This is a genomic window from Mesorhizobium hunchu, from assembly GCF_040081975.1.
GTDB lineage: Bacteria > Pseudomonadota > Alphaproteobacteria > Rhizobiales > Rhizobiaceae > Mesorhizobium > Mesorhizobium hunchu.
Map to the genome: position 1 here is coordinate 173,818 of NZ_JBEBMG010000002.1, position 19,222 is coordinate 193,039.

Below are 19,222 nucleotides of genomic sequence, written 5' to 3' on the forward strand. Positions count from 1 at the left end.
GGGGACCTCTGTGCCGGCGCTACAATGCGCCAACGTTGGCGATTTTAGACGAAACGAGGGCGTCGGCGTCTCCCTCCCCCTTGTGGGGAGGGGACGGGGTGGGGGTGAGCGGCGGCGGCAATTGAGGGATATGTGATTGCCCTGACCGACGGTGCGAAGGTCGTCGGCAGCGCTTCACAAGCAATCAGTCGCCGTAACCGATGATGCCCTTGGTCTCGAGGAAGTCGTGGATCGCCCAGTCGGCGTATTCGCGACCGTTGCCGGATTGCTTGTAGCCGCCGAAGGGCGCGAACGTGTCCCACTCGGGATAGTTGATCGACACCTGGCCGGCGCGCATCCGGGCCGCGACCTTGCGGGCGTGCCCGATATCCTGAGACTGCACATAGGCGGCCAGCCCGTAGACCGTGTCGTTGGCGATCCTCACCGCCTCGTCCTCGTCGTCATAGGAGATGATCGACAGGACGGGGCCGAAGATTTCTTCCTTCTCGATCGCCATGCCGGGCCTGACATGGCCGAAGATCGTCGGCCGCACGTAATAGCCGCGGTTGAGGTGCTCCGGCCGGCCGGGACCGCCGGTGACGAGCGTGGCGCCTTCCTTGATGCCGGCCTCGATCAGCCGCTGGATCTTGTCGAACTGCACCTGGCTCACCACCGGGCCGAGCTGCGTGTCCTCGTTGCGCGGATCGCCGACCTTGTGGCCCTCGGCGGCTTTCTTCGCGACCGCCAGCGCCTCGTCGTGGCGCGCCGCCGGCACCAGCATCCGCGTCGGCGCGTCGCAGGACTGGCCTGAATTGCCGAAGCAGCCTTCCACGCCTTTTCGCACAGCCGTCTCGAAATCGGCGTCCGGCAGGATGATGTTGGCCGATTTGCCGCCGAGTTCCTGAGCGACGCGCTTGACCGTCTTGGCGGCGGTCTCGGCGACGATGATACCGGCGCGCGTCGAGCCGGTGAAGGAAACCATGTCGACGTCCGGATGGCCGGCCATGATCTGGCCGACATCCGGTCCGGTGCCGTTGACCATGTTGTAGACGCCCTTCGGCGTGCCGGCCGCCTCCATGACCTCGGAAAAGACGATGCCGCTGATCGGCGCGATCTCGGAGGGTTTCAGCACCACCGTGCAGCCGGCGGCGATCGCCGGCGCCACCTTGCAGACGATCTGGTTGAGCGGCCAGTTCCACGGCGTGATCAGCGCACAGACGCCGATCGCCTCCTTGACCACCATCGTCGTGCCGCGCTTCTCGGAGAATTCGTAGTCCTCCAGCGCCTTGATCGTCGATTCCAGATGCGCCCGCCCGGCCCAGGCCTGCGCCTCGCGCGCCCAGGTGATGGGCGAGCCGTTTTCCTGGCTGACCGCCTGCGCGATGTCCTCGTAGCGCTCGTTGTAGACCTCGAGGATGCGCCTGAGCAACGTCAGCCGCTCCGCCTTCGTCGTCTGCGAGAAGGCGGGAAACGCCGCCTTGGCAGCCGCCACTGCCTTGTCGACATCGGCCTTGGAGCCGACGGAGATCTGCGTATAGGCCTCCTCGGTCGACGGGTCGATCACGTCGAGCGCCGCCGGTACGACGGGCGCCGTCCATTTGCCGTCGATGAAGAAATCCAGATGATGGTTGCTCATGAAATCCGCTCCGATCGGTTGCGATTTTGCGCCAGCATAGGGCAATCGACGCTGCGAGGCTTGCGGATAAGCGTCATCTTCGATTGCGCCAGCAATCCGGTTTGGTAGTAAAATGACAGATAGACATCCCGATCTGGATGATCGGCATTGGCCCTGTGTGTGAGCCGCTATAAGGTGCAGGTGCCGGCGGATGAGAGCCGTCCGGCGCGGGTGAGGAGTTCGTTGGATGAATATCGTCGAGAAGCAGGCGGCCAATACCGTTCATCGGGCGGCGCCCTTCGCCAACCGGCCGCAGCCCTGGAATCCGGGCGTGCCGTTTTCGCTCGATCCGGTCGATTCCGTGCGGGTGAACCTCTCCGCCGCCGAACGCCGTACTGCGGCGCTGGCCGGGCGGCGCACCGTCAAAAAGGACTGGCAGGCGGCCTGGCTGGTGCGCGCCGTCCAGTGCATCGACCTTACCACGCTGAACGGCGACGACACCGCCGGCCGCGTGCGCCGGCTCTGCGCCAAGGCGCGCAACCCGCTTGGAGCGGACCTGCAGGAGGCGCTCGGACTGGCCGACCGCTCGATCACCACCGGTGCGGTGTGCGTCTACCACCGCTTCGTCGCCACGGCAGTGGAGGCCCTGCAGGGCTCCGGCATCCCGGTCGCCGCCGTCTCCACCGGCTTCCCGGCAGGCCTGTCGCCGCTTCCCACGCGGCTGAAGGAGATCGAGGCGTCCGTCGCCGATGGCGCCGAAGAGATCGACATCGTCATCACCCGCGAGCACGTCCTGACCGGCAATTGGGCCGCGCTCTACGACGAAGTGAAGGCCTGCAGGGAAGCCTGCGGCCCCGCGCATATGAAGACCATCCTCGCCACCGGCGACCTGCAGACCTTGCGCAACGTCGCCCGTGCCTCCTGGGTGGCGATGATGGCCGGCTCCGATTTCATCAAGACCTCGACCGGCAAGGAGGGCACCAACGCCACGCTGCCGGTGACGCTGGTGATGCTGCGCGCCATCCGCGACTATCGCGAGATGACCGGCCATGTCGTCGGCTACAAGCCGGCCGGGGGCATCTCCACCGCCAAGGACGCGCTGGCCTATCTGGCGCTGATGAAGGAGGAGCTCGGCAACGACTGGCTGCAGCCGAACCTGTTCCGCTTCGGCGCGTCTTCGCTGCTCGCCGACATCGAGCGCCAGCTCGAACATCATGTCACCGGCCGCTACGCGGCCTTCAGCCACCATGCGATGGCGTGAGCCATGTGGATGGTTGGAAATCGAAGCTGTTTTCATGCAGGCCGTCATCCCGGGGCCGCGCAGCGGAACCCGGGATCCAGAGTGGTAACGTTGCCAATCCGAATCTGGACCAGCAAGGCCGGCGTTCTGGTTTCCGGGTTCCGCTGCGCGGTCCCCGAATGACGCAAATATAGGGTTCTCAAGATGTCGATTGCAGAAATCCTGGACACGATGGACTACGGCCCGGCACCCGAGAGCGACAAGGAAGCCCGCGCCTGGATCAAGGCGCTTGGCGGCGAGACGAAACTGTTCATCGGCGGCCAGTGGAAGAAGGCGAAGTCCGGCGAGAGCTTCGAAACGGCCTCGCCGGCCACCGGCGAAGTGCTGGTGAAGATCGCGCAGGCAGGTGCCGCCGATATTGATGTCGCGGTGAAGGCGGCGGCCAAGGCGCAACCCGGCTGGGCCGCGCTTTCCGGCCACCAGCGGGCGCGCTACCTCTACGCGCTTGCCCGCCTCATCCAGCGCCACAGCCGTCTCTTCGCCGTGCTGGAATCGCTCGACAACGGCAAGCCGATCCGCGAGACGCGCGACATCGACATCCCGCTCGTCGCCCGCCATTTCTATCATCACGCCGGCTGGGCGCAGTTGATGGATAGCGAACTCTCCGACCGCGAGGCGCTCGGCGTCTGCGGCCAGATCATCCCGTGGAATTTCCCGCTGCTGATGCTCGCCTGGAAGATCGCGCCGGCCATCGCGCTCGGCAACACGGTGGTGCTGAAGCCGGCCGAATACACCTCGCTGACCGCACTGCTGTTCGCCGAGATGTGCCGGACGGCGGGGCTGCCGGATGGTGTCGTCAACATCGTCACCGGCGACGGTTCCACCGGCGAGGCCATCGTCAATCATCCCGGCATCGCCAAGATCGCCTTTACCGGCTCGACCGAGGTCGGCAGGAAGATCCGCGAGGCGACGGCAGGATCGGGCAAGAGCCTGACCCTGGAACTCGGCGGCAAGTCGCCCTTCATCGTCTTCGACGACGCCGACCTCGACGCGGCGGTGGAAGGCGTGGTCGACGCCATCTGGTTCAACCAGGGCCAGGTCTGCTGCGCCGGTTCGCGCCTGCTGGTGCAGGAGAGCGTCGCCGATCGCTTCGTCGCCAAGCTGACGGCGCGCATGGAAACATTGCGCGTCGGCGATCCGCTCGACAAGGCGATCGACATCGGCGCCATCGTCCATTCGGTTCAACTGAAGCGCATCCGCGAACTGGTCGATGTTGGTGTGAAAGAAGGGGCTGAACTCCACCAGCCCAAGGCCGCCATGCCCGGCAAAGGCTGCTTCTATCCGCCGACGCTGCTCACCAACGTCCATCCGGCCTCGACCGTGGCGCGGGTGGAAATCTTCGGGCCGGTGCTGGTCTCGACCACCTTCCGCACGCCGTCGGAAGCGGTAGAGCTTGCCAATAACACCGAATACGGCCTGGCCGCTTCCGTGTGGTCCGAAACCCTTTCGCTCGCCCTCGATATCGCGCCGAAGCTGAAATGCGGCGTGGTGTGGGTCAACGGCACCAACATGTTCGACGCCGGGGTCGGCTTCGGCGGCTACAAGGAGTCCGGCTTCGGCCGCGAGGGCGGTCGCGAAGGGCTTGTTGCTTATTCGACGCCGAAATGGCTGGCGAAGGCCAAGCCGATCGTGGAGAAACCTGCCCCGCAACCGAGCGGCGACGTGGTGTCGACGTACTTCATCGACCGCACGGCGAAACTCTACATCGGCGGCAAGCAGGCGCGGCCGGACGGCGGCTATTCGCGGCCGGTCGTCTCGCCTGCCGGCGTGCTGGTCGGCGAAGTCGGCGAGGGCAACCGCAAGGATATCCGCAACGCCGTGGAAGCCGCGCGCAAGGCGACTGGTTGGGCGACCGCCAGCGAGCACAACCGCGCGCAGATCCTCTACTACATAGCCGAGAACCTCGAGGCCCGCGCCGGCGAGTTCGCCGAGCGGCTGGCGGCCATGACCGGCAAGCGCAAATCCGAAACGGCCAAGGAAGTCGCCACCTCCGTCTCGCGGCTGTTTTCCTACGGCGCCTGGGCCGATAAGTTCGAGGGCGCCGTGCACAAGCCGCCGCTGCGCGGCGTGGCGCTGGCCATGAACGAACCATTGGGCATCATCGGCGTCGCCTGCCCGGAAGAGCACGGCCTGCTCGGCTTCGTCTCCACCTTCGCGCCGGCAATCTGCGCCGGCAATCGGGTGGTGGCGATCCCGTCTTCGTCTCAGGCGCTCGCCGCGACGGACTTCTACCAGGTATTGGAGACCTCCGACGTGCCGGCCGGCGTGGTCAACATCGTCACCGGCGACCGCGCAGCGCTGGCGCTGGAGCTTGCGAAGCACGAGGAGGTCGACGGCGTCTGGTGGTTCGGTAACGCCGCCGGCGCCGGCAAGGTCGAGAAGGCGTCCGCCGGCAACCTCAAGCAGGTGTGGGCCGAGACCGTCAGCCGCGACTGGTATTCGCCCGTGCAAGGCGAGGGCAGGGAGTTTCTGACCCGCGCCACGCAGGTCAAGAACATCTGGGTGCCTTATGGAGAGTAGGTTCCTCTCACCGTAGGCGGGTATCTAATATCGCAGCGCACCCCCACCCCTAACCCCTCCCCACAAGGGGGAGGGGGACTTAGCGGTAGACGCGCCGCATCTGCTTAAGCGATTTTGACCGAAACGTCGGTGTCGGCGTCCCCCTCCCCCTTGTGGGGAGGGGTTAGGGGTGGGGGTGCGCGACAGTCCCGAATCGAATATCCAGTATCGATACTAATCCAAGGAAGCCTCCCTTGCTCGTCACCATCTACGGCATTCCGAACTGCGACACGATGAAGAAGGCGCGCGCCTGGCTGGACGGCCACGGCGTCGCCTATGCCTTCCACGATTACCGTGCCTCGGGGCTGGAGCCGGAGACGTTGGACAAATGGGTGGAACGGCTCGGCTGGGAGGTCCTGCTCAACAAGGCGAGCACCAGCTTCCGTGCGTTGCCGGAGAGGGACCGGCAGGGTATCGACGCCGCCAGGGCCAAGGCGTTGATGATCGCCAACCCCACCATGATCAAGCGCCCGGTCCTCGATTTTGACGGCAGGCTGCTGGTCGGGTTCAAGCCCGAAATCTACGCCGGGGCCTTTCCCGGCGCATAGCCGGTTGCGGCAAGACAGCTTCGCTGTCGTCTATCGCCGCTCTGCCGGCCAGATTTCGGCCGGCAGGGCCCTCATCGCCAGCCCGCGCGCCAGCGCTTCGGCTGTGTCGGCCTTTTTCGCCAGGCTGGACGCTTGGCGTTTGGAAATCAGCAGGCCCTGCGCCAGCGCGCTGTAGCGCTTGAAGGCACGCGCCAGGAACGGCGTGCGTCCGGCGCGGGCGCGCGAGAACCGCGCCGGCATGGTGAAACGCGCCGCATGGGCGGCAGCCTCGTCGCCCCAGCCGTCGACCAGCCGCGCGCCGGGCTCCAGCACGAGCAGCCAGTCGCCCTTGGCCTGGGCGATCGCAGCGCTTAGTTCACCCGTCACCAGCGTGCATCCCGTGTGATCGGCCACGCGCCGCGTCGCGTCGGTCGAGCAGCGGTCGAGGACGACGACGTCGCGCACCACCCCCTCCACCGCACCGCCCACCAGCGTCGCCAGCGTGCGCGCCAGGGCTTCCTCGTCGTTGCGGGTCTCGATCAGGACGCTCAGCATCATACGCCGCATAACCGAAACGGCGCGGCCACGCCAGCGGGACGGCATTTCCGATAGATTGTTCTTGATTTGTTCCATCCACGCGAATAGGAATAATTTCATGAACAAAGCGATTCGACATGGCGCCGACAGCCCCTTCGAGAGGGCCAAGATGGAACAGATCGTGCGCGCGGACATTGCAGCTTTCGGAGCAGGACGCGCCGACATGGCCAATGCGATGATAGAACAGAGCGGGGTACGCGTCCGGCCGGATCGCAATCGCGGCCGGTCGGCGGGCATCAACCCGTCAGGCCGGTTCGAGCCGGTCACCCGTCATGTCTTCGACGATGGCTGGGAGAGCCTGGAAGACCTGCCGCCGTTCAAGACGGAGGTGCAGGTGGAGAAGCCGCGCACCATCATCACGCGCAACACCTCGCCCGACATCTCCTTCGACCGGTCTATCAATCCCTATCGCGGCTGCGAGCACGGTTGCGTCTATTGTTTTGCGCGGCCGACGCATTCCTTCATGGGCCTGTCGCCGGGGCTGGATTTCGAATCGAAGCTGTTTGCCAAACCTGACGCAGCAAGGCTCCTGGACAAGGAACTGTCGAAGGAAGGCTACCAGCCGCGCACCATCGCCATCGGCACCAACACCGACCCCTACCAGCCGGTCGAGCGCCAGTGGCGCATCATGCGCGAGATACTGGAAGTGCTGGAGGCGCGCAGCCATCCCGTCGGCATCGTCACCAAGTCGGCGCTGGTGACGCGCGACATCGATATTCTGTCGCGCATGGCCGAGCGCGGGCTGGCCAAGGTGGCGTTGTCGGTGACGACGCTGGACCGGAAGCTGGCCAGGACGATGGAACCCCGCGCGTCGACCCCGACGAAGCGGCTGGAGGCGATCCGGCAGCTTGCCGATGCCGGTATCCCGGCCTCGGTGATGGTGGCGCCGATCATTCCCGGCCTGACCGACCCGGAGATCGAGCGCATTCTGGATTCCGCGCGTGCTGTCGGCGCGCGCGAGGCCGGCTATGTGCTGCTGCGCCTGCCGCTGGAGGTCGCGCCGATCTTCAAGGACTGGCTGCTGCGTCACTATCCCGACCGCTACAGGCACGTCATGTCGCTGGTGCGCGCCATGCGCGGCGGCAAGGACTACGATTCGGAATGGGGCAAGCGCATGAAGGGCGCCGGTCCCTATGCCTGGCAGATCGGCCGGCGTTTCGAACTGGCGGCCAAGCGCCTCGGCTTCAATCTGGAGCGGCGGACGCTTCGCACCGACCTGTTCGTGCCGCCGGCGAAGAAGAACGAGCAGTTGATGCTGCTGTGAACAGGTGTGCGGCGGGGTTCGCCGCATACCCGATGAAATCCCGTCCGGCCCCTGTCCCCCGGCCCTGACGGTGCCTTCCGGTTGTCACCCCACCCGACCGGAAGGGTCTTGCGGAGAATCGGAGCCGGTGCGAGTCTGCCGCACATGGCTCGCCCGCGTTCCGATTCTCCGCTTCTCTTCGAAATTGTCGAAAAGCCCGATTTCTCGGTGGAGACAAGGGCGATGGCCCAGGGTCTCTGGCCGGTCGCAGGCATGGACGAAGCGGGCAGGGGGCCGCTCGCCGGCCCGGTCGTCGCCGCCGCCGTCGTGCTCGATCCGGCACGCATTCCGGACGGGCTGGACGATTCGAAGCGCCTCACCTTCGACCAGCGCGAGGCGCTGTTCGACAGGATCGTCTCGAGCGCGATCGGCGTCGCGATGGCGTCGGTCTGTGCCGAAGGCATCGACGACATGAACATCCTGCGTGCCAGCCTGGAAGCGATGCGCCGCGCCGCCTGCGGGTTGCCGGTCAGGCCGAAGCTTGCGCTGGCCGACGGCCGCGACGTGCCGCCTGGTCTGCCGTGCGAGGGCAGGGCGCTGGTCAAGGGCGACCAGCGCTCGCAGTCGATCGCTGCCGCCTCGATCGTCGCCAAGGTCATGCGCGACCGCATGATGGCCGGCTGCGGCCGGCTGCATGTCCAGTACGGCTTCGAAGTGCATATGGGCTATGCCACGGTCCGGCATCGCACCGCGATCGACCTGCACGGACCTGTCGCGCGCCTCCATCGCACGTCCTTCGCCCCGTTCAGGCTGGGTGCCGAAAGGGTGGAGGAGTAGATGCTGTCGGCCTGCATCGGCAGATCTACGGCGCCAGGTCGAGGATGACTGCGCCAGATGGGCTCCGATAGGATTTCGATCGAATCCCCGAAGACCGGCCGAAACAAAAAAGCCGCCTGTAAACGGCGGCTTGTTTGTCTAACGGCGGGACGAAAGGCTCAGTTCAGCTTGGCCTTGACCTCGGCCAGCGATGCCTTGAACAGGTCGGCGTCCGCCCTGGTATCGACCTTATCGCCCAGCACCTTGCGCGCCGCCTCGACGGCGAGGTCGACGGCGTTGGAGCGAACCTCGGCGATCGCCTCGCGCTCAGCCTGGCCGATCTTCTGTTCGGCCACCACGGTGCGGCGGGCGACGTAGTCCTCGGTGCGCTTGTGCGCTTCCTCGGCCAGAACGGAGGCCTCGTGCTTGGCGGCCTCGACGATCGCTTCGGCCTCCTGCTCGGCTTCCTTGCGCTTCTTCTGGTACTCGGCCAGGAGGGCCTGCGCTTCTTCGCGCAGCCGCTTGGCCTCGTCGAGCTCTTTCTGGATACGCCCGGCCCGCTCGTCGAGCGACTTCGACACCATGGCCGGAACCTTGATGTAGATCATGATGCCGAGGAAGATCAGCAGCGCGATCGCTGCCCACATCGTTGCAAGGGAAGTTGCGTCCATCTCGTGCAGTCTCCCTTAGCGTGCCGCTTTGACGGCGGCGCTCACTTGCGCCTTGTCGGCCTTGCCGACCAGGCGTTCGAGAATGGCCTGCGCCGTGGTCTCAGCGATCGACCCCACGTCTTTCATGGCGCCGGCCTTGATGGTGGCGATGCGCTTCTCTGCCTCTGCCAGCTTCTTCTCGAGGCCGGCCTCGACCTTCTTGCGCGCTTCGTCAGCTTCGGCTTTCGCCTCGTCGCGGGCCTGCTGGCCGATCGCGTGAGCGTTGGTCCTGGCTTCCGCCAGCGCCTGCTCATAGGCCGCGGCCGCCGCGTCCGCCTCTTCCTTGAGCTTCGCGGCCTGGTCGAGATCGGCGGCGATGCGGCCCGAACGGGTGTCCAGTATGCCCTGGAGGCGCGGCATGATCACCTGCTTCAGGAACAGGTAGAACAGCCCGAAGGTGATCGCCAGCCACAGGATCTGCGACGGGAACGTCGCCGGATTGAAGGGCGGAAAACCGCCGCCTTCGTGTCCCGCGTCATGCGGCACCTCGGTGCCGGCATGCACGTCGCCGGCGGCCGGAGCCGCCTCTTGCCCATAGGCAGGTGTCACGAACATGAGTGCCTCTATCAGCCGGCGGCCCGTCCCCGAGGGGCGGGCCGCGATCGGTCCCGGTTCAGCCGAACAGCGCCAGCAGCGCGATGAGCAGCGAGAAGATGCCCATGGCCTCGGTGACGGCGAAGCCGAAGATCAGGCGGCCGAACTGGCCGTCGGCAGCCGACGGATTGCGCAGCGCGCCCGCCAGGTAGTTGCCGAAGATATGGCCCAGGCCGATGCCTGCGCCACCCATGCCGAGGCAGGCGATGCCGGCGCCGATGTACTTTGCTGCTTCAGCTTCCATTTGATCACTCCTTGAATTGGAAAGGCTGTAACTGTTGTGGCGACGGATCGCCGGTTGACTAGTGCGAAGGATGCAGGGCGTCGTTGAGATACATGCAGGTCAGCACCGCGAAGACGTAGGCCTGCAGCGCAGCTACCAGCAGTTCGAGCGCCGACAGCGCGACCGCCATCGCCAGCGGCAGCACCGCGCCTGCCATGCCGGCCACGCCCATGGCGCCCAGCGAGACGACGAAACCGGAGAAGACCTTCAGCGTAATGTGCCCGGCCAGCATGTTGGCGAACAGACGGACGGAGAGGCTGACGGGGCGGGAGACGAAAGATACGATCTCGATGGCCACCACCAGCGGCATCAGCACCAGCGGCACGCCGCTCGGCACGAACAGCTTCAGGAAGCGGAACCCGTGCTTGGCGAAGCCGTAGACGATGACGATCCCGATCACCAGCAACGCCAGGGAGAAGGTGATGATGATGTGGCTGGTGACGGTGAAGAAATAGGGGAACAGGCCGAGCAGGTTCGCGGTGAGCACGAACATGAACAGCGAGAACACGAAGGGAAAGAACTTCATGCCCTGGTTGCCGGCGGCGTCGCGCAGCATCGAGGCGACGAAGTCATATGTCATCTCGGCCATCGACTGCATGCGCGTCGGCACGAGCGCGCGACCGGAGGTCGCAAAGAACAGGAAGCCGGAGGCGACCACCACGGCCACGACCATGAACAGCGAGGAATTGGTGAAGGACAGGTCGTAACCCCCGACGTGGATCGGCACGATCGGGTTGATATGGAACTGGTGGATCGGATCGACCTTGTCGGCTGCCACGTTTTCGTCCTCATCGAGCCGCAAGCGGCTTGGTGTGTTTGCGGCGCCGTGGCGCCGATTCTTACTTCTTCGGGCGCGGCTTGTCGCCCTGTCCGAACTCGGCAACCAGTCCTGCCGACCGCAGGACGTTGAGGATGCCGGCGCCGAAGCCGAGGAGCAGGAAAACGATCAGACCCCATGGCGAAGTACCCGCCATCCGGTCGACGAACCAGCCGATGCCGGCGCCGACCGCTATCCCGGCGATGAACTCGCTGGACAGCTTGAAGGCCTGGGCGTAACCGACGCCAACGGCCTTTGTGGTTCCGTCTTCCCCCTCGAGCCGGTCCGGCAGTCTTGTCGCAAGCGATGCTGCAAGTTCACGCCGGCGGCGCTCAAGATCGTCATCGCGGTCGTCGGCGCGTCTCTGGTGTCCCGGGCTTGTCTCTCCGGTTCCGTCTGGCCTTTTCGAACCGGCCATCGCAACCTCCACGCCCGAGCCAGACGTCATCGTCGGCCCGCCTTCAAGTCGCGCGCAACATAGTTAGAGGGCCTGTCCGCGTCAAGCCACAGGGTCAGAACAATGCAGATGTGCTTTTATATTGATAATCAATCGCTTAGCCAGGTGCGACATCGTGCCCGGCGATTGCGCGCGCAAAGCTTGGCGCCGCGGCGCGCTCCAGGCCGCCTGGAAACGGCGATTCCGTGCCGTCAGCTCCAGCCGCCGCCATAGGTGCGGTAGAAGATGTGCAAGCCGATCTTGACCATCTTGTGCATCGACCGGGCCCAGCCGGGATGCACGTAATTGGCATAGTAATGGGTCGACGAGCCGACTTCGGGCAGGAATATCTTTCCGGCCGTCACCGCCATGGCGACGTCCTTGGCGGTTTTGTAATGGCCGGGTTCGGTGACGCGGTCTTTCTTGCCGTCGCAGGCGAAGGAGAACTGGCACGCGTTGCGCCAGTTCGAGTTCTGGTACACCACGCCGCACACCGAATCCGGATAGGCGGGGTTGCGCACGCGGTTCAGCACCACCTGCGCCACCGCGGCCTGTCCGCGCAGCGGTTCCGAGCGTGCCTCGAAATAGATGGCGTTGGCGAGGCAGGCCTGCTCCTTCTTCGAAAAGACGCTGGCCGGCAAGGGGGTCTGCATCCAGGAATGATCGCCCTTTCCGACGGGCGGAATGAAACGCCCGTCATCCGGGTCTTCGTCCTTGAGCAGCGCCTCGAAGGGCGAGCGGGTGGCGTAGTCGGGCTCGTCGGCGGCATAGGCTGTCGCCAGGACGTCGGCCTTGTCGTTGGTCACCAGCGACGCCAGCATCGCCGGCACGCCGGCGTCGTTGCTTTCCTCCTCGCGCAGGTGGAAGGCGGAAGCGATCTGCACTTCCTGCCCCTTGATCGCAGGCTTGGCGAAGGCGAGCTTGAGGCCGCTGTCCATCGTCGGACGCAGCAGCGATGAGGTCCGTTCGAAGATCGACCCGGCGGAAAAATTCTTCGGCGGCGCGACAGGGGCGACCTGCAGCAGCCGGCCCTGCTTGTCCGAGCGCACGATGCGGTCTTCGTCCGGTATCTCGCTGGTGATGCCGCTCTTTCCCTTGAAGGCGACGGCGCCGATGCCCGGCAGTTCCACGCCCGATCCCGAGATCGAGCCGGTGATGGCGTCGCCGTCGACGAACGGCATTTCCGCGGCATGCACCGATCCCGCGACGGACTTCTCGATCACCGCGTTCCAGCGCGTGCCGTCGCGTTCGAGGCCGGAAACGAGGCTGGTCATGTCCTGATAGGCGGCGACGGTGGGAAAGCCGACCCAGATGCCGAGGCCGAGCAGGCAGGGCGTGAGCAGGGACCGCTTCTTCTCGCCGGCAAAGGCAGCGACGAGCCGCTCAACAAGACGTCGATGCACGAAAACTCTCCAGGACGCAGACTAACCCCAACTGAGGGATCACCATGCCCCGTTAACCTTGATGGAGCGTTAACGGACCGACCACCGTCCGGCTGAAATTGCCAATTGATTCTTAACCATGCCGTGGCGGCCGGCCTCTGCGCATCAGCGCTTCCTCGCGCGTCCCGCGAAGGGATTGTCCGAAGCGCGCAGCGCCATCCGGATCGGAACGCCGGGCATATCGAAGGCGTCGCGCAGATTATTGACGAGGTAACGGATATAGGATTGCGGCATGGCGTCCGGCCGCGAGCAGGACAGGATGAAACCCGGCGGCCGCGTCTTGGCCTGCGTCACATATTTGATCTTGAGACGGCGCCCGGCCACCGCCGGCGGCGGATGATGGGCGAGGATGCCTTCGAGCCACCGGTTCAGCCGGCCGGTGGAGACGCGGCTGTTCCAGACGCGGTGCGTGCGCACCACCGCGTCCATGAGCTTGTCGAGACCGCGCCCGGTTTCGGCGGAGACCGGCACGGCCAGCACGCCGCGCGCCTGCGGCAGAAGCCGCTCCGTCTTCTCGCGAAGCTCGGCCAACACCTGCTGCGGGTGCTCGATCAGGTCCCACTTGTTGAAGGCGATCACCGGCGCGCGCCCCTCGCGCATGATCAGGTCGGCGATCTGCAAGTCCTGTTTCTCGAAGGGAATGGTGGCGTCGAGCACGATGACGACGATCTCGGCGAAACGCACGGCGCGCAGGCCGTCGGCGACGGAGAGCTTCTCCAGTTTCTCCTGCACCTTGGCCTTGCGGCGCATGCCGGCGGTGTCGAACAGCTTCATCCGTCGCCCGCGCCAGTCCCAGTCGACGGAGATGGAATCGCGCGTGATGCCGGCCTCGGGGCCGGTCAGCAGCCGTTCCTCGCCGATCAGGGCGTTGATGAGCGTCGACTTGCCGGCGTTGGGGCGGCCCACCACGGCGATGCGCAGCGGCTTGGTCTCGTCGTAGGCCGGCGCCTCTTCCGCATCGGGATCGGCGATGTCCTCGCCGATCAGCACCTCGCTCGCCGCGAGCTCGTCGCCGGCCGCTTCCTCGTCCTCGCCAAACGCCCGCTTTTCGCCGAGCGCCGCGATGATCGCCTCGCGCAGGTCCGGCAGGCCCTGGCCGTGTTCGGCCGAGATCGGCACCGGTTCGCCGAGCCCGAGTTCCCAGGATTCGAGGAAGCCGCCCTGCGCACCGCGCGCCTCGGCCTTGTTGGCGACGAGCACCACGGGCTTGCCGGAGCGACGCACGATTTCGGCGAAGGCGCGGTCGTCCGGGACCAGGCCCGTCTTGGCGTCCATCAGGAAGAAGATCAGGTCGGCCTCGCCGATCGCGATCTCGGTCTGCGCGCGCATCCGGCCCGGCAACGAGGCTGCCGGCGCGTCCTCGAAGCCGGCCGTGTCGATCACGTCGAAGGAAAGGTCGTAGAGCCGCGCCTCGTGCCTGCGCCGGTCGCGCGTCACGCCCGGCGTGTCGTCGACAAGCGCCAGCTTCTTGCCGGCAAGGCGGTTGAAAAGCGTCGACTTGCCGACGTTAGGCCGGCCGATGATCGCGACGGTGAAGCCCATGGGTCCTCACGAGGCGCCGTTCGCCGGCACGTCGCCCGAACCGCGGATCAGCTCGGCCATCAGCGTCGCCCGCTGGCGCAGGTTGCGCGGCGCCGCCTCGTCGGCGCTGATCTGGTCGAACAGCTTGAGCGCGTCGGCCGGCTTGCCGTCCTTCCAGGCGGCGAGGCCGAGCGCCTCGCGCGCGCTGTGGCGCAGCGGATTGGTGTCGCCCGTCAGCGCCTCGACGCGCGACGAGACGTCCGCATAGGCGCCGTGGTCTACCAGGAGCAGCCCGGCGCGCAATCTGGCCATGTCGCGAAGGGCGGAGGGAATGGCCGTGTCGGCCGCGACCGCATCGAAATCCTTGACCGCGCCGTCGAAGTCGCCCTTGTTCGCCTTGACGGTGGCCGCGCGCATTCTGGCCAGCACCGGATAGGCGCCGTAGCCGTCCTTCTCGAGCTGGTCGAAGGCCGTGATCGCCTCGTCGGACTTGCCGTCGTTGGCAAGCTGGAGCGCGGCCAGGAACTTGTCGCCGGAGGCATTGGCCCGGCTTTCGTCCCAATACTGGTAGCCGACATAGCCGGCCGTGCCGAGGACGATCAGCAAAGCGAGGCCCGCAACCACGATGCCGTAGCGCTCCCACAGCGCCTTGGCCTGATCGCTGCGATATTCCTCATTGACTTCGCGAATGAAGCTGTCGTCCGACATCGATGGAACCGTTTCTGCCGCCGCACCCTGTGATGAGCCCGCGTTTTAGCGGAATTTTACCGGCAGGGAAGGGGCAACCGTCAAAAAGCGCTGTTTGCTTGATGGACAATGACGGTTGGCTAAGTGTGAGCAGTCGGAGATTGGCAACGTCTACGCCGTCCGTCATTCCGGGGCCGCGCAGCGGGACCCCGAATCCAGCACGTCGACCTCACTCGTTAAAAATTGGATTGCTAACCTTGTCGCTCTGGATTCCGGGTCCCGCTGCGCGGCCCGGAATGACGCAGATGAGAGGTGACCGAACCTCGTCTTAAGCTACCGATGCACACGACCAAGACCTTATCCTATGGAGGCCACATTTTCCCGTCAGGCTGGAAACTTCCTCCTACCACGGTCGGTCCCGTCGTGTTTCAGTCTCTCGGTTCGCGCGTCCTTGCTTCTCTGTTCGTCCTGCTCGCCACAGGTCCCGCCCTGGCCGACCCGCCGCACGCGCATGTGCCGGGACGCCCGAAACAGGTGGTCATCATCTCTTTCGACAGCGCGCGCGACATTGCCCAATGGCAGCGCAGCCGCGACCTGGCGCGCCGCACGGGCGCGCATTTCACCTATTTCCTGTCCTGCGTCTTCCTGCTGACGCGTGAGAATCGCGACAGCTACAAGCCGCCGCACAAGGCGGCGGGCAGTTCGAACATCGGCTTTGCCCAGTCGAAGGAAGAGGTGGCCGCCCGGCTCGGGCAGATCCACCTGGCGGCAGCCGAAGGCCACGACATCGCCAGCCACGCCTGCGGGCATTTCGACGGCAAGGACTGGTCGAAGGCGGACTGGCTCTCGGAACTGGCGTCTGCCCGCCGTGTCCTCGCCGACGCCTACGAACTGAACGGCATCGCGCCGGAGCCGAAGGACTGGCGCGATTTCGCGGCCCGCGCCGTCGTCGGTTTCCGCGCACCCTATCTCTCGACCAGCAAGGCGCTCTACGAGGCGCTGCCCGAGGCCGGATTCCTCTATGATGCGAGCGGCGTCTCGAAGGGGCCGGCCGAACCGGAGCGACGGGGCGGGCTGATACGCTTCTCGCTGCCGCTGGTGCCGGAAGGGCCGAAGGACCGGCCGGTCATCGCCATGGACTACAATTTCTTCGCGCGCCATTCCGGCGCCGTCGAGACTCCGTCGAAGGCGAAGGCGTTTTCCGAACGGGCCTATCACGCTTTCCGCCACGCCTTCGACGCGCAATATGAAGGCAAGCGCATCCCGCTGGAGATCGGCTTCCATTTCACGCTGATGAACGGCGGCGCCTATTGGGACGCGCTGGAGCGTTTCGCCGGCGAGGTCTGCGTCAGGCCGGACGTCGCCTGCATCTCCTATCGCGACTATGTCGAGCGTGAGCGTGCTACCACGCCCGCCGACGGCCAATCCGGCGAACCGGTCCCGGGCGGCAAGAACTCCTGACGAGCCCGAACGGTTCTCCGGCAGGTCAGCCGACCTGCTCCTTCGGTTCCAGCACGGCGCGTTTCCGCTCCAGGTAGTGCTGGTCGATCTCCGGCAGCGGCGCACCTTCCAGCGTCGCCTCGAAGGCGCGCAAGCGCTTGTGGACGGATTGCAGCTCGACGATTGTCGACCATGAATTGAGTAGGAACTGGAGCGACCCGGTGACCCGCCCGAAGGCGTTGGAAATCTGGTTCAGCGGACCGAACGTTATCTTGTGCGCGACCAGCGAGGGACCGAGGATGATGAATGAGAAGATGTTGTCTGCCTGGAGATAGGTGTAGCGCACGACGTTGAAATAAATGTAGTGGCCATAAAGCCGGAAGTAATTGCGGCGTACGTTCTCGAACAACTCGGCCGTGGTGGCCGGCTGGGCGCGGTCGTCGTGATCCTCGCCATAGACGAGTTCCTTGCGATAGGCGGCCTCGACCCGCTGATTTCGGAACTGAAGGCCGGGTAATTTGATGCCGGCAAGCATGACGGAAAGCGTGCCGAACAGGCACCAGGCCAGGGCAGCAACGACCAGCGGTTGCGGAACGGCGCCGATGATCGGCAGTTCGGTGATGTGTTTCTGCAAGGCGATCAGAACCGGCAGGAAAGCGATCAGCGTCATGATCGACTGGACGAACGACGTTCCGAGATCCTCCATGATCTGGGAAAAGCGCATCGTGTCTTCCTGGATGCGCTGCGACGCGCCTTCGATATGGCGAAGCCGGCCCCAGTAATTCATGAAATAGTCATTCATCGCCGTGCGCCAGCGGAAGATCCAGTGGCTGACGATAAAGGCGTTGATGACCGAGACGTTCATGCCGACCAGAGCAAGCCATGCGAAGCTGGCCGCGCCTTTGTAAAACTCGCTGGCCGTCGAATTGGTCGTGCTGGCCATCAAGCCTTGTACGTAGTCCATGAAAGGCCCGTACCAGTTGTTGACCGCAACGCTGATCTGGACGTTGAAATAGATCAGGAAGAAAATCACCGACGAGACGAGGATCGACCAGTTCTGCCAGGGGTGCGGCGCGTACCAGCGCCAGAAGGCATAGAAGATCGCCACCCCGAGGACGTAGTAGATGTAGAACCACAGGAACGGCTTCGATACGAGCACCGCGATGCCGATGATCGGCGGCGTTCCCGGCGCGGCCGGCGGCAGGCCGATCAGTGCGCCCATCTGTTCGCCACCGAAGAACCACAGCAATATCAGAAAGAGCGACCAGCCGGCGGCGCTCAGAAAGAACAGCTTGGGTTTCGGAAAAAAGGATACGAACACTCGGGCAATTCCTTCGGCGCGGGCGCGGCGTTTCGAGTCGCGCGCATAAAGTCACACATTTTGCGGCAAAGAAATGGTTCGGTGGGAGATCCGCCCATTACTTTATCGTCATGTTGCGCTTCCGGCCGGCCTGCCCGCCATCCGGGCCGACCAGGCGGCCGCCCCTGAGGCGACGAGCACGAGCGCGGCGAGCAGCGAGGGCGCGACGAAGCTGCCGGAGCGCTCGGCCAGCATGCCGGCGACGATGGGGCCGAGAATCTGGCCGATGCCGAACACGGCCGTCATCAGGGCGAAGACCCGGCGCGGCGCGAGCGGCGCCAGCTGCCGCCCTTCCTGCAATCCCAGCGCCGTGACGGCGATGAAGGTGCCGCCGAGCAGCACGCCCGCGATCAGCGGCCCGGTCATGCCGCCCACTGTCACGCTGGCGGCAACGCCGACCGCTTCGGTCAGGCAGCCGGCGATATAGGCGCCGTAGATGCCGATCCGTCCGGCGATCTTCTGCCACAGCCACACCGAGGGAATCCCCGAAAGGCCGGCGACCAGCCACACCATCGTCTCGAAGACTCGGCCCGCGCCGCCCTGGCGCACGATGGCGACGAGAAAGGTGGCGGTCACGACGTAGCCGAAGCCGAACAGGCCGTAGGCGACGATCATCCGGGTCAGCGCCGGGTTCTTCGGCAGGCTTGGCTCGCGCCGGACGGTGCCGTCCGTCAGCGGCCCACGGTCGATCATCACCAGGACTGCGAGGAAGGCCACGGCCGACAGGGCTGCCGACCAGAACCAGCCGGCGGTCCAGCCCGCATGTTCCCCGACGAGAATGGCCATGAGGGCGGACGACAGTGCTATGCCCAGGCCGACGCCGCCGAAATGCAGCGCCTGCAATTCGCCACGCTGGCGCGCACCGAGATGGCTGAACACGATCGACGCCAGGAACACCATGACGAAGGCGCTGGCGACACCGGCAAGGAAGCGGATGGCGATGAACGGGCCAAGCTGGTCCGTCAGCCCCATGGCGGCCGCCAGCACTGTGCTGAGCGCGAGGCTGGCCAGCATGATCAAGCGCTCCCGCCCGTGCGCCCAGCCGCCCGCGGCCGCGAAGGCGCCGACGAGATAGCCGAGATAGTTGGCCGACGCGATCAGGCCCGCGTCGCCTGCGGAGAGATGCAGTTCCTCCATCATGCCGGGCAGGATCGGGGTGTAGACGAAGCGGCCGATGCCCATCGCCGCCGCCATGGCGATCATGCCGGCGAAGGCGTAGCGGAGCGGATTGGCCGGTGCGTTCATTGCAGCGCACACTATTCATGCTGCGCACGCACACAACGGGCATGCGTTGGG

The 19,222-nt window shown here is 65.6% G+C and carries 18 protein-coding genes; 6 read left to right on the forward strand and 12 right to left on the reverse strand.

Translation table 11 applies throughout. The annotated features are described in order from the left end of the window. Nucleotides 1-184: 184 nt before the first annotated feature. Nucleotides 185-1,615, reverse strand: a complete 1,431-nt coding sequence (locus ABMA46_RS04350) for an aldehyde dehydrogenase family protein (protein ID WP_348998089.1) — start codon at nt 1,613-1,615, stop codon at nt 185-187. A 226-nt stretch (nt 1,616-1,841) separates the two neighbouring features. On the opposite strand from ABMA46_RS04350, the gene deoC reads away from it, so the two are divergent. From deoC to ABMA46_RS04365, 3 genes are all read left to right on the forward strand, one after another. Then, nucleotides 1,842-2,855: a deoxyribose-phosphate aldolase gene (gene deoC / locus ABMA46_RS04355; RefSeq protein WP_348998090.1), complete on the forward strand. Its 1,014-nt coding sequence runs from the start codon at nt 1,842-1,844 to the stop codon at nt 2,853-2,855. 183 nt (nt 2,856-3,038) lie between these two features. Next, nucleotides 3,039-5,414, forward strand: a complete 2,376-nt coding sequence (locus tag ABMA46_RS04360; protein WP_348998091.1) for an aldehyde dehydrogenase family protein — start codon at nt 3,039-3,041, stop codon at nt 5,412-5,414. A gap of 233 nt (nt 5,415-5,647) precedes the next feature. Further along, on the forward strand, nt 5,648-6,001 hold the full coding sequence (locus ABMA46_RS04365) for an ArsC family reductase (protein ID WP_348998092.1): 354 nt from the start codon (nt 5,648-5,650) through the stop codon (nt 5,999-6,001). A 30-nt stretch (nt 6,002-6,031) separates the two neighbouring features. Here ABMA46_RS04365 and ABMA46_RS04370 read toward each other — a convergent pair whose 3' ends face one another. Next, nucleotides 6,032-6,535, reverse strand: a complete 504-nt coding sequence (locus tag ABMA46_RS04370; protein WP_348998530.1) for a glycosyltransferase family protein — start codon at nt 6,533-6,535, stop codon at nt 6,032-6,034. Nucleotides 6,536-6,686: 151 nt separating this feature from the next. On the opposite strand from ABMA46_RS04370, the gene ABMA46_RS04375 reads away from it, so the two are divergent. Together ABMA46_RS04375 and ABMA46_RS04380 are read left to right on the forward strand one after the other, a co-directional pair. Next, nucleotides 6,687-7,841, forward strand: a complete 1,155-nt coding sequence (locus tag ABMA46_RS04375; protein WP_348998531.1) for a PA0069 family radical SAM protein — start codon at nt 6,687-6,689, stop codon at nt 7,839-7,841. A 144-nt stretch (nt 7,842-7,985) separates the two neighbouring features. Beyond that, a complete protein-coding gene (locus ABMA46_RS04380; RefSeq protein ID WP_348998093.1) occupies nt 7,986-8,657 on the forward strand; it encodes a ribonuclease HII in 672 nt (223 codons plus the stop codon). 158 nt (nt 8,658-8,815) lie between these two features. Here the strand turns inward: ABMA46_RS04380 and ABMA46_RS04385 are convergent, their stop codons facing one another. From ABMA46_RS04385 to ABMA46_RS04420, 8 genes are all read right to left on the reverse strand, one after another. After that, nucleotides 8,816-9,307: a F0F1 ATP synthase subunit B gene (locus tag ABMA46_RS04385; RefSeq protein WP_348998094.1), complete on the reverse strand. Its 492-nt coding sequence runs from the start codon at nt 9,305-9,307 to the stop codon at nt 8,816-8,818. Nucleotides 9,308-9,322: 15 nt separating this feature from the next. Beyond that, nucleotides 9,323-9,901, reverse strand: coding sequence for a F0F1 ATP synthase subunit B (locus tag ABMA46_RS04390; RefSeq protein ID WP_348998095.1), 579 nt, complete (start codon nt 9,899-9,901; stop codon nt 9,323-9,325). 58 nt (nt 9,902-9,959) lie between these two features. Beyond that, nucleotides 9,960-10,184 carry a F0F1 ATP synthase subunit C gene (locus ABMA46_RS04395; protein ID WP_136354606.1) on the reverse strand — a complete coding sequence of 75 codons (225 nt, stop codon included), beginning with the start codon at nt 10,182-10,184 and terminating at the stop codon, nt 9,960-9,962. A 58-nt stretch (nt 10,185-10,242) separates the two neighbouring features. Next, complete coding sequence (locus tag ABMA46_RS04400) at nt 10,243-11,001, reverse strand: F0F1 ATP synthase subunit A (protein WP_348998096.1); 759 nt, start codon at nt 10,999-11,001, stop codon at nt 10,243-10,245. A gap of 61 nt (nt 11,002-11,062) precedes the next feature. After that, complete coding sequence (locus ABMA46_RS04405; RefSeq protein ID WP_348998097.1) at nt 11,063-11,458, reverse strand: AtpZ/AtpI family protein; 396 nt, start codon at nt 11,456-11,458, stop codon at nt 11,063-11,065. A 230-nt stretch (nt 11,459-11,688) separates the two neighbouring features. Continuing rightward, entirely contained in the window at nt 11,689-12,879 is a 1,191-nt protein-coding gene (locus tag ABMA46_RS04410; protein WP_348998098.1) for a cell wall hydrolase, read from the reverse strand. A gap of 144 nt (nt 12,880-13,023) precedes the next feature. Continuing rightward, a complete protein-coding gene (gene der / locus ABMA46_RS04415) occupies nt 13,024-14,460 on the reverse strand; it encodes a ribosome biogenesis GTPase Der (RefSeq protein WP_348998099.1) in 1,437 nt (478 codons plus the stop codon). A 6-nt stretch (nt 14,461-14,466) separates the two neighbouring features. Beyond that, on the reverse strand, nt 14,467-15,147 hold the full coding sequence (locus tag ABMA46_RS04420; protein WP_348998100.1) for a tetratricopeptide repeat protein: 681 nt from the start codon (nt 15,145-15,147) through the stop codon (nt 14,467-14,469). Between the two features lie 402 nt (nt 15,148-15,549). Here ABMA46_RS04420 and ABMA46_RS04425 point away from each other — a divergent pair, with 402 nt between their 5' ends. After that, nucleotides 15,550-16,587: a polysaccharide deacetylase family protein gene (locus ABMA46_RS04425; protein WP_348998101.1), complete on the forward strand. Its 1,038-nt coding sequence runs from the start codon at nt 15,550-15,552 to the stop codon at nt 16,585-16,587. A gap of 25 nt (nt 16,588-16,612) precedes the next feature. Here the strand turns inward: ABMA46_RS04425 and sbmA are convergent, their stop codons facing one another. Beyond that, nucleotides 16,613-17,887, reverse strand: a complete 1,275-nt coding sequence (gene sbmA, locus ABMA46_RS04430; protein WP_348998102.1) for a peptide antibiotic transporter SbmA — start codon at nt 17,885-17,887, stop codon at nt 16,613-16,615. A gap of 108 nt (nt 17,888-17,995) precedes the next feature. Further along, nucleotides 17,996-19,171 (reverse strand): YbfB/YjiJ family MFS transporter, encoded by a 1,176-nt coding sequence (locus tag ABMA46_RS04435; RefSeq protein ID WP_348998103.1) that lies wholly within the window; start codon nt 19,169-19,171, stop codon nt 17,996-17,998. Nucleotides 19,172-19,222 lie beyond the last annotated feature (51 nt).

Excerpts from the sequence above, each read along its gene's own strand:
- ABMA46_RS04350 (WP_348998089.1), bottom strand. The coding sequence starts at position 1,615 with ATGAGCAACCATCATCTGGATTTCTTCATCGACGGCAAATGGACGGCG.
- deoC (WP_348998090.1), top strand. The coding sequence starts at position 1,842 with ATGAATATCGTCGAGAAGCAGGCGGCCAATACCGTTCATCGGGCGGCG.
- ABMA46_RS04360 (WP_348998091.1), top strand. The coding sequence starts at position 3,039 with ATGTCGATTGCAGAAATCCTGGACACGATGGACTACGGCCCGGCACCC.
- ABMA46_RS04370 (WP_348998530.1), bottom strand. The coding sequence starts at position 6,535 with ATGCTGAGCGTCCTGATCGAGACCCGCAACGACGAGGAAGCCCTGGCG.
- ABMA46_RS04375 (WP_348998531.1), top strand. The coding sequence starts at position 6,687 with ATGGAACAGATCGTGCGCGCGGACATTGCAGCTTTCGGAGCAGGACGC.
- ABMA46_RS04380 (WP_348998093.1), top strand. The coding sequence starts at position 7,986 with ATGGCTCGCCCGCGTTCCGATTCTCCGCTTCTCTTCGAAATTGTCGAA.
- ABMA46_RS04385 (WP_348998094.1), bottom strand. The coding sequence starts at position 9,307 with ATGGACGCAACTTCCCTTGCAACGATGTGGGCAGCGATCGCGCTGCTG.
- ABMA46_RS04390 (WP_348998095.1), bottom strand. The coding sequence starts at position 9,901 with ATGTTCGTGACACCTGCCTATGGGCAAGAGGCGGCTCCGGCCGCCGGC.
- ABMA46_RS04395 (WP_136354606.1), bottom strand. The coding sequence starts at position 10,184 with ATGGAAGCTGAAGCAGCAAAGTACATCGGCGCCGGCATCGCCTGCCTC.
- ABMA46_RS04405 (WP_348998097.1), bottom strand. The coding sequence starts at position 11,458 with ATGGCCGGTTCGAAAAGGCCAGACGGAACCGGAGAGACAAGCCCGGGA.
- der (WP_348998099.1), bottom strand. The coding sequence starts at position 14,460 with ATGGGCTTCACCGTCGCGATCATCGGCCGGCCTAACGTCGGCAAGTCG.
- ABMA46_RS04420 (WP_348998100.1), bottom strand. The coding sequence starts at position 15,147 with ATGTCGGACGACAGCTTCATTCGCGAAGTCAATGAGGAATATCGCAGC.
- ABMA46_RS04435 (WP_348998103.1), bottom strand. The coding sequence starts at position 19,171 with ATGAACGCACCGGCCAATCCGCTCCGCTACGCCTTCGCCGGCATGATC.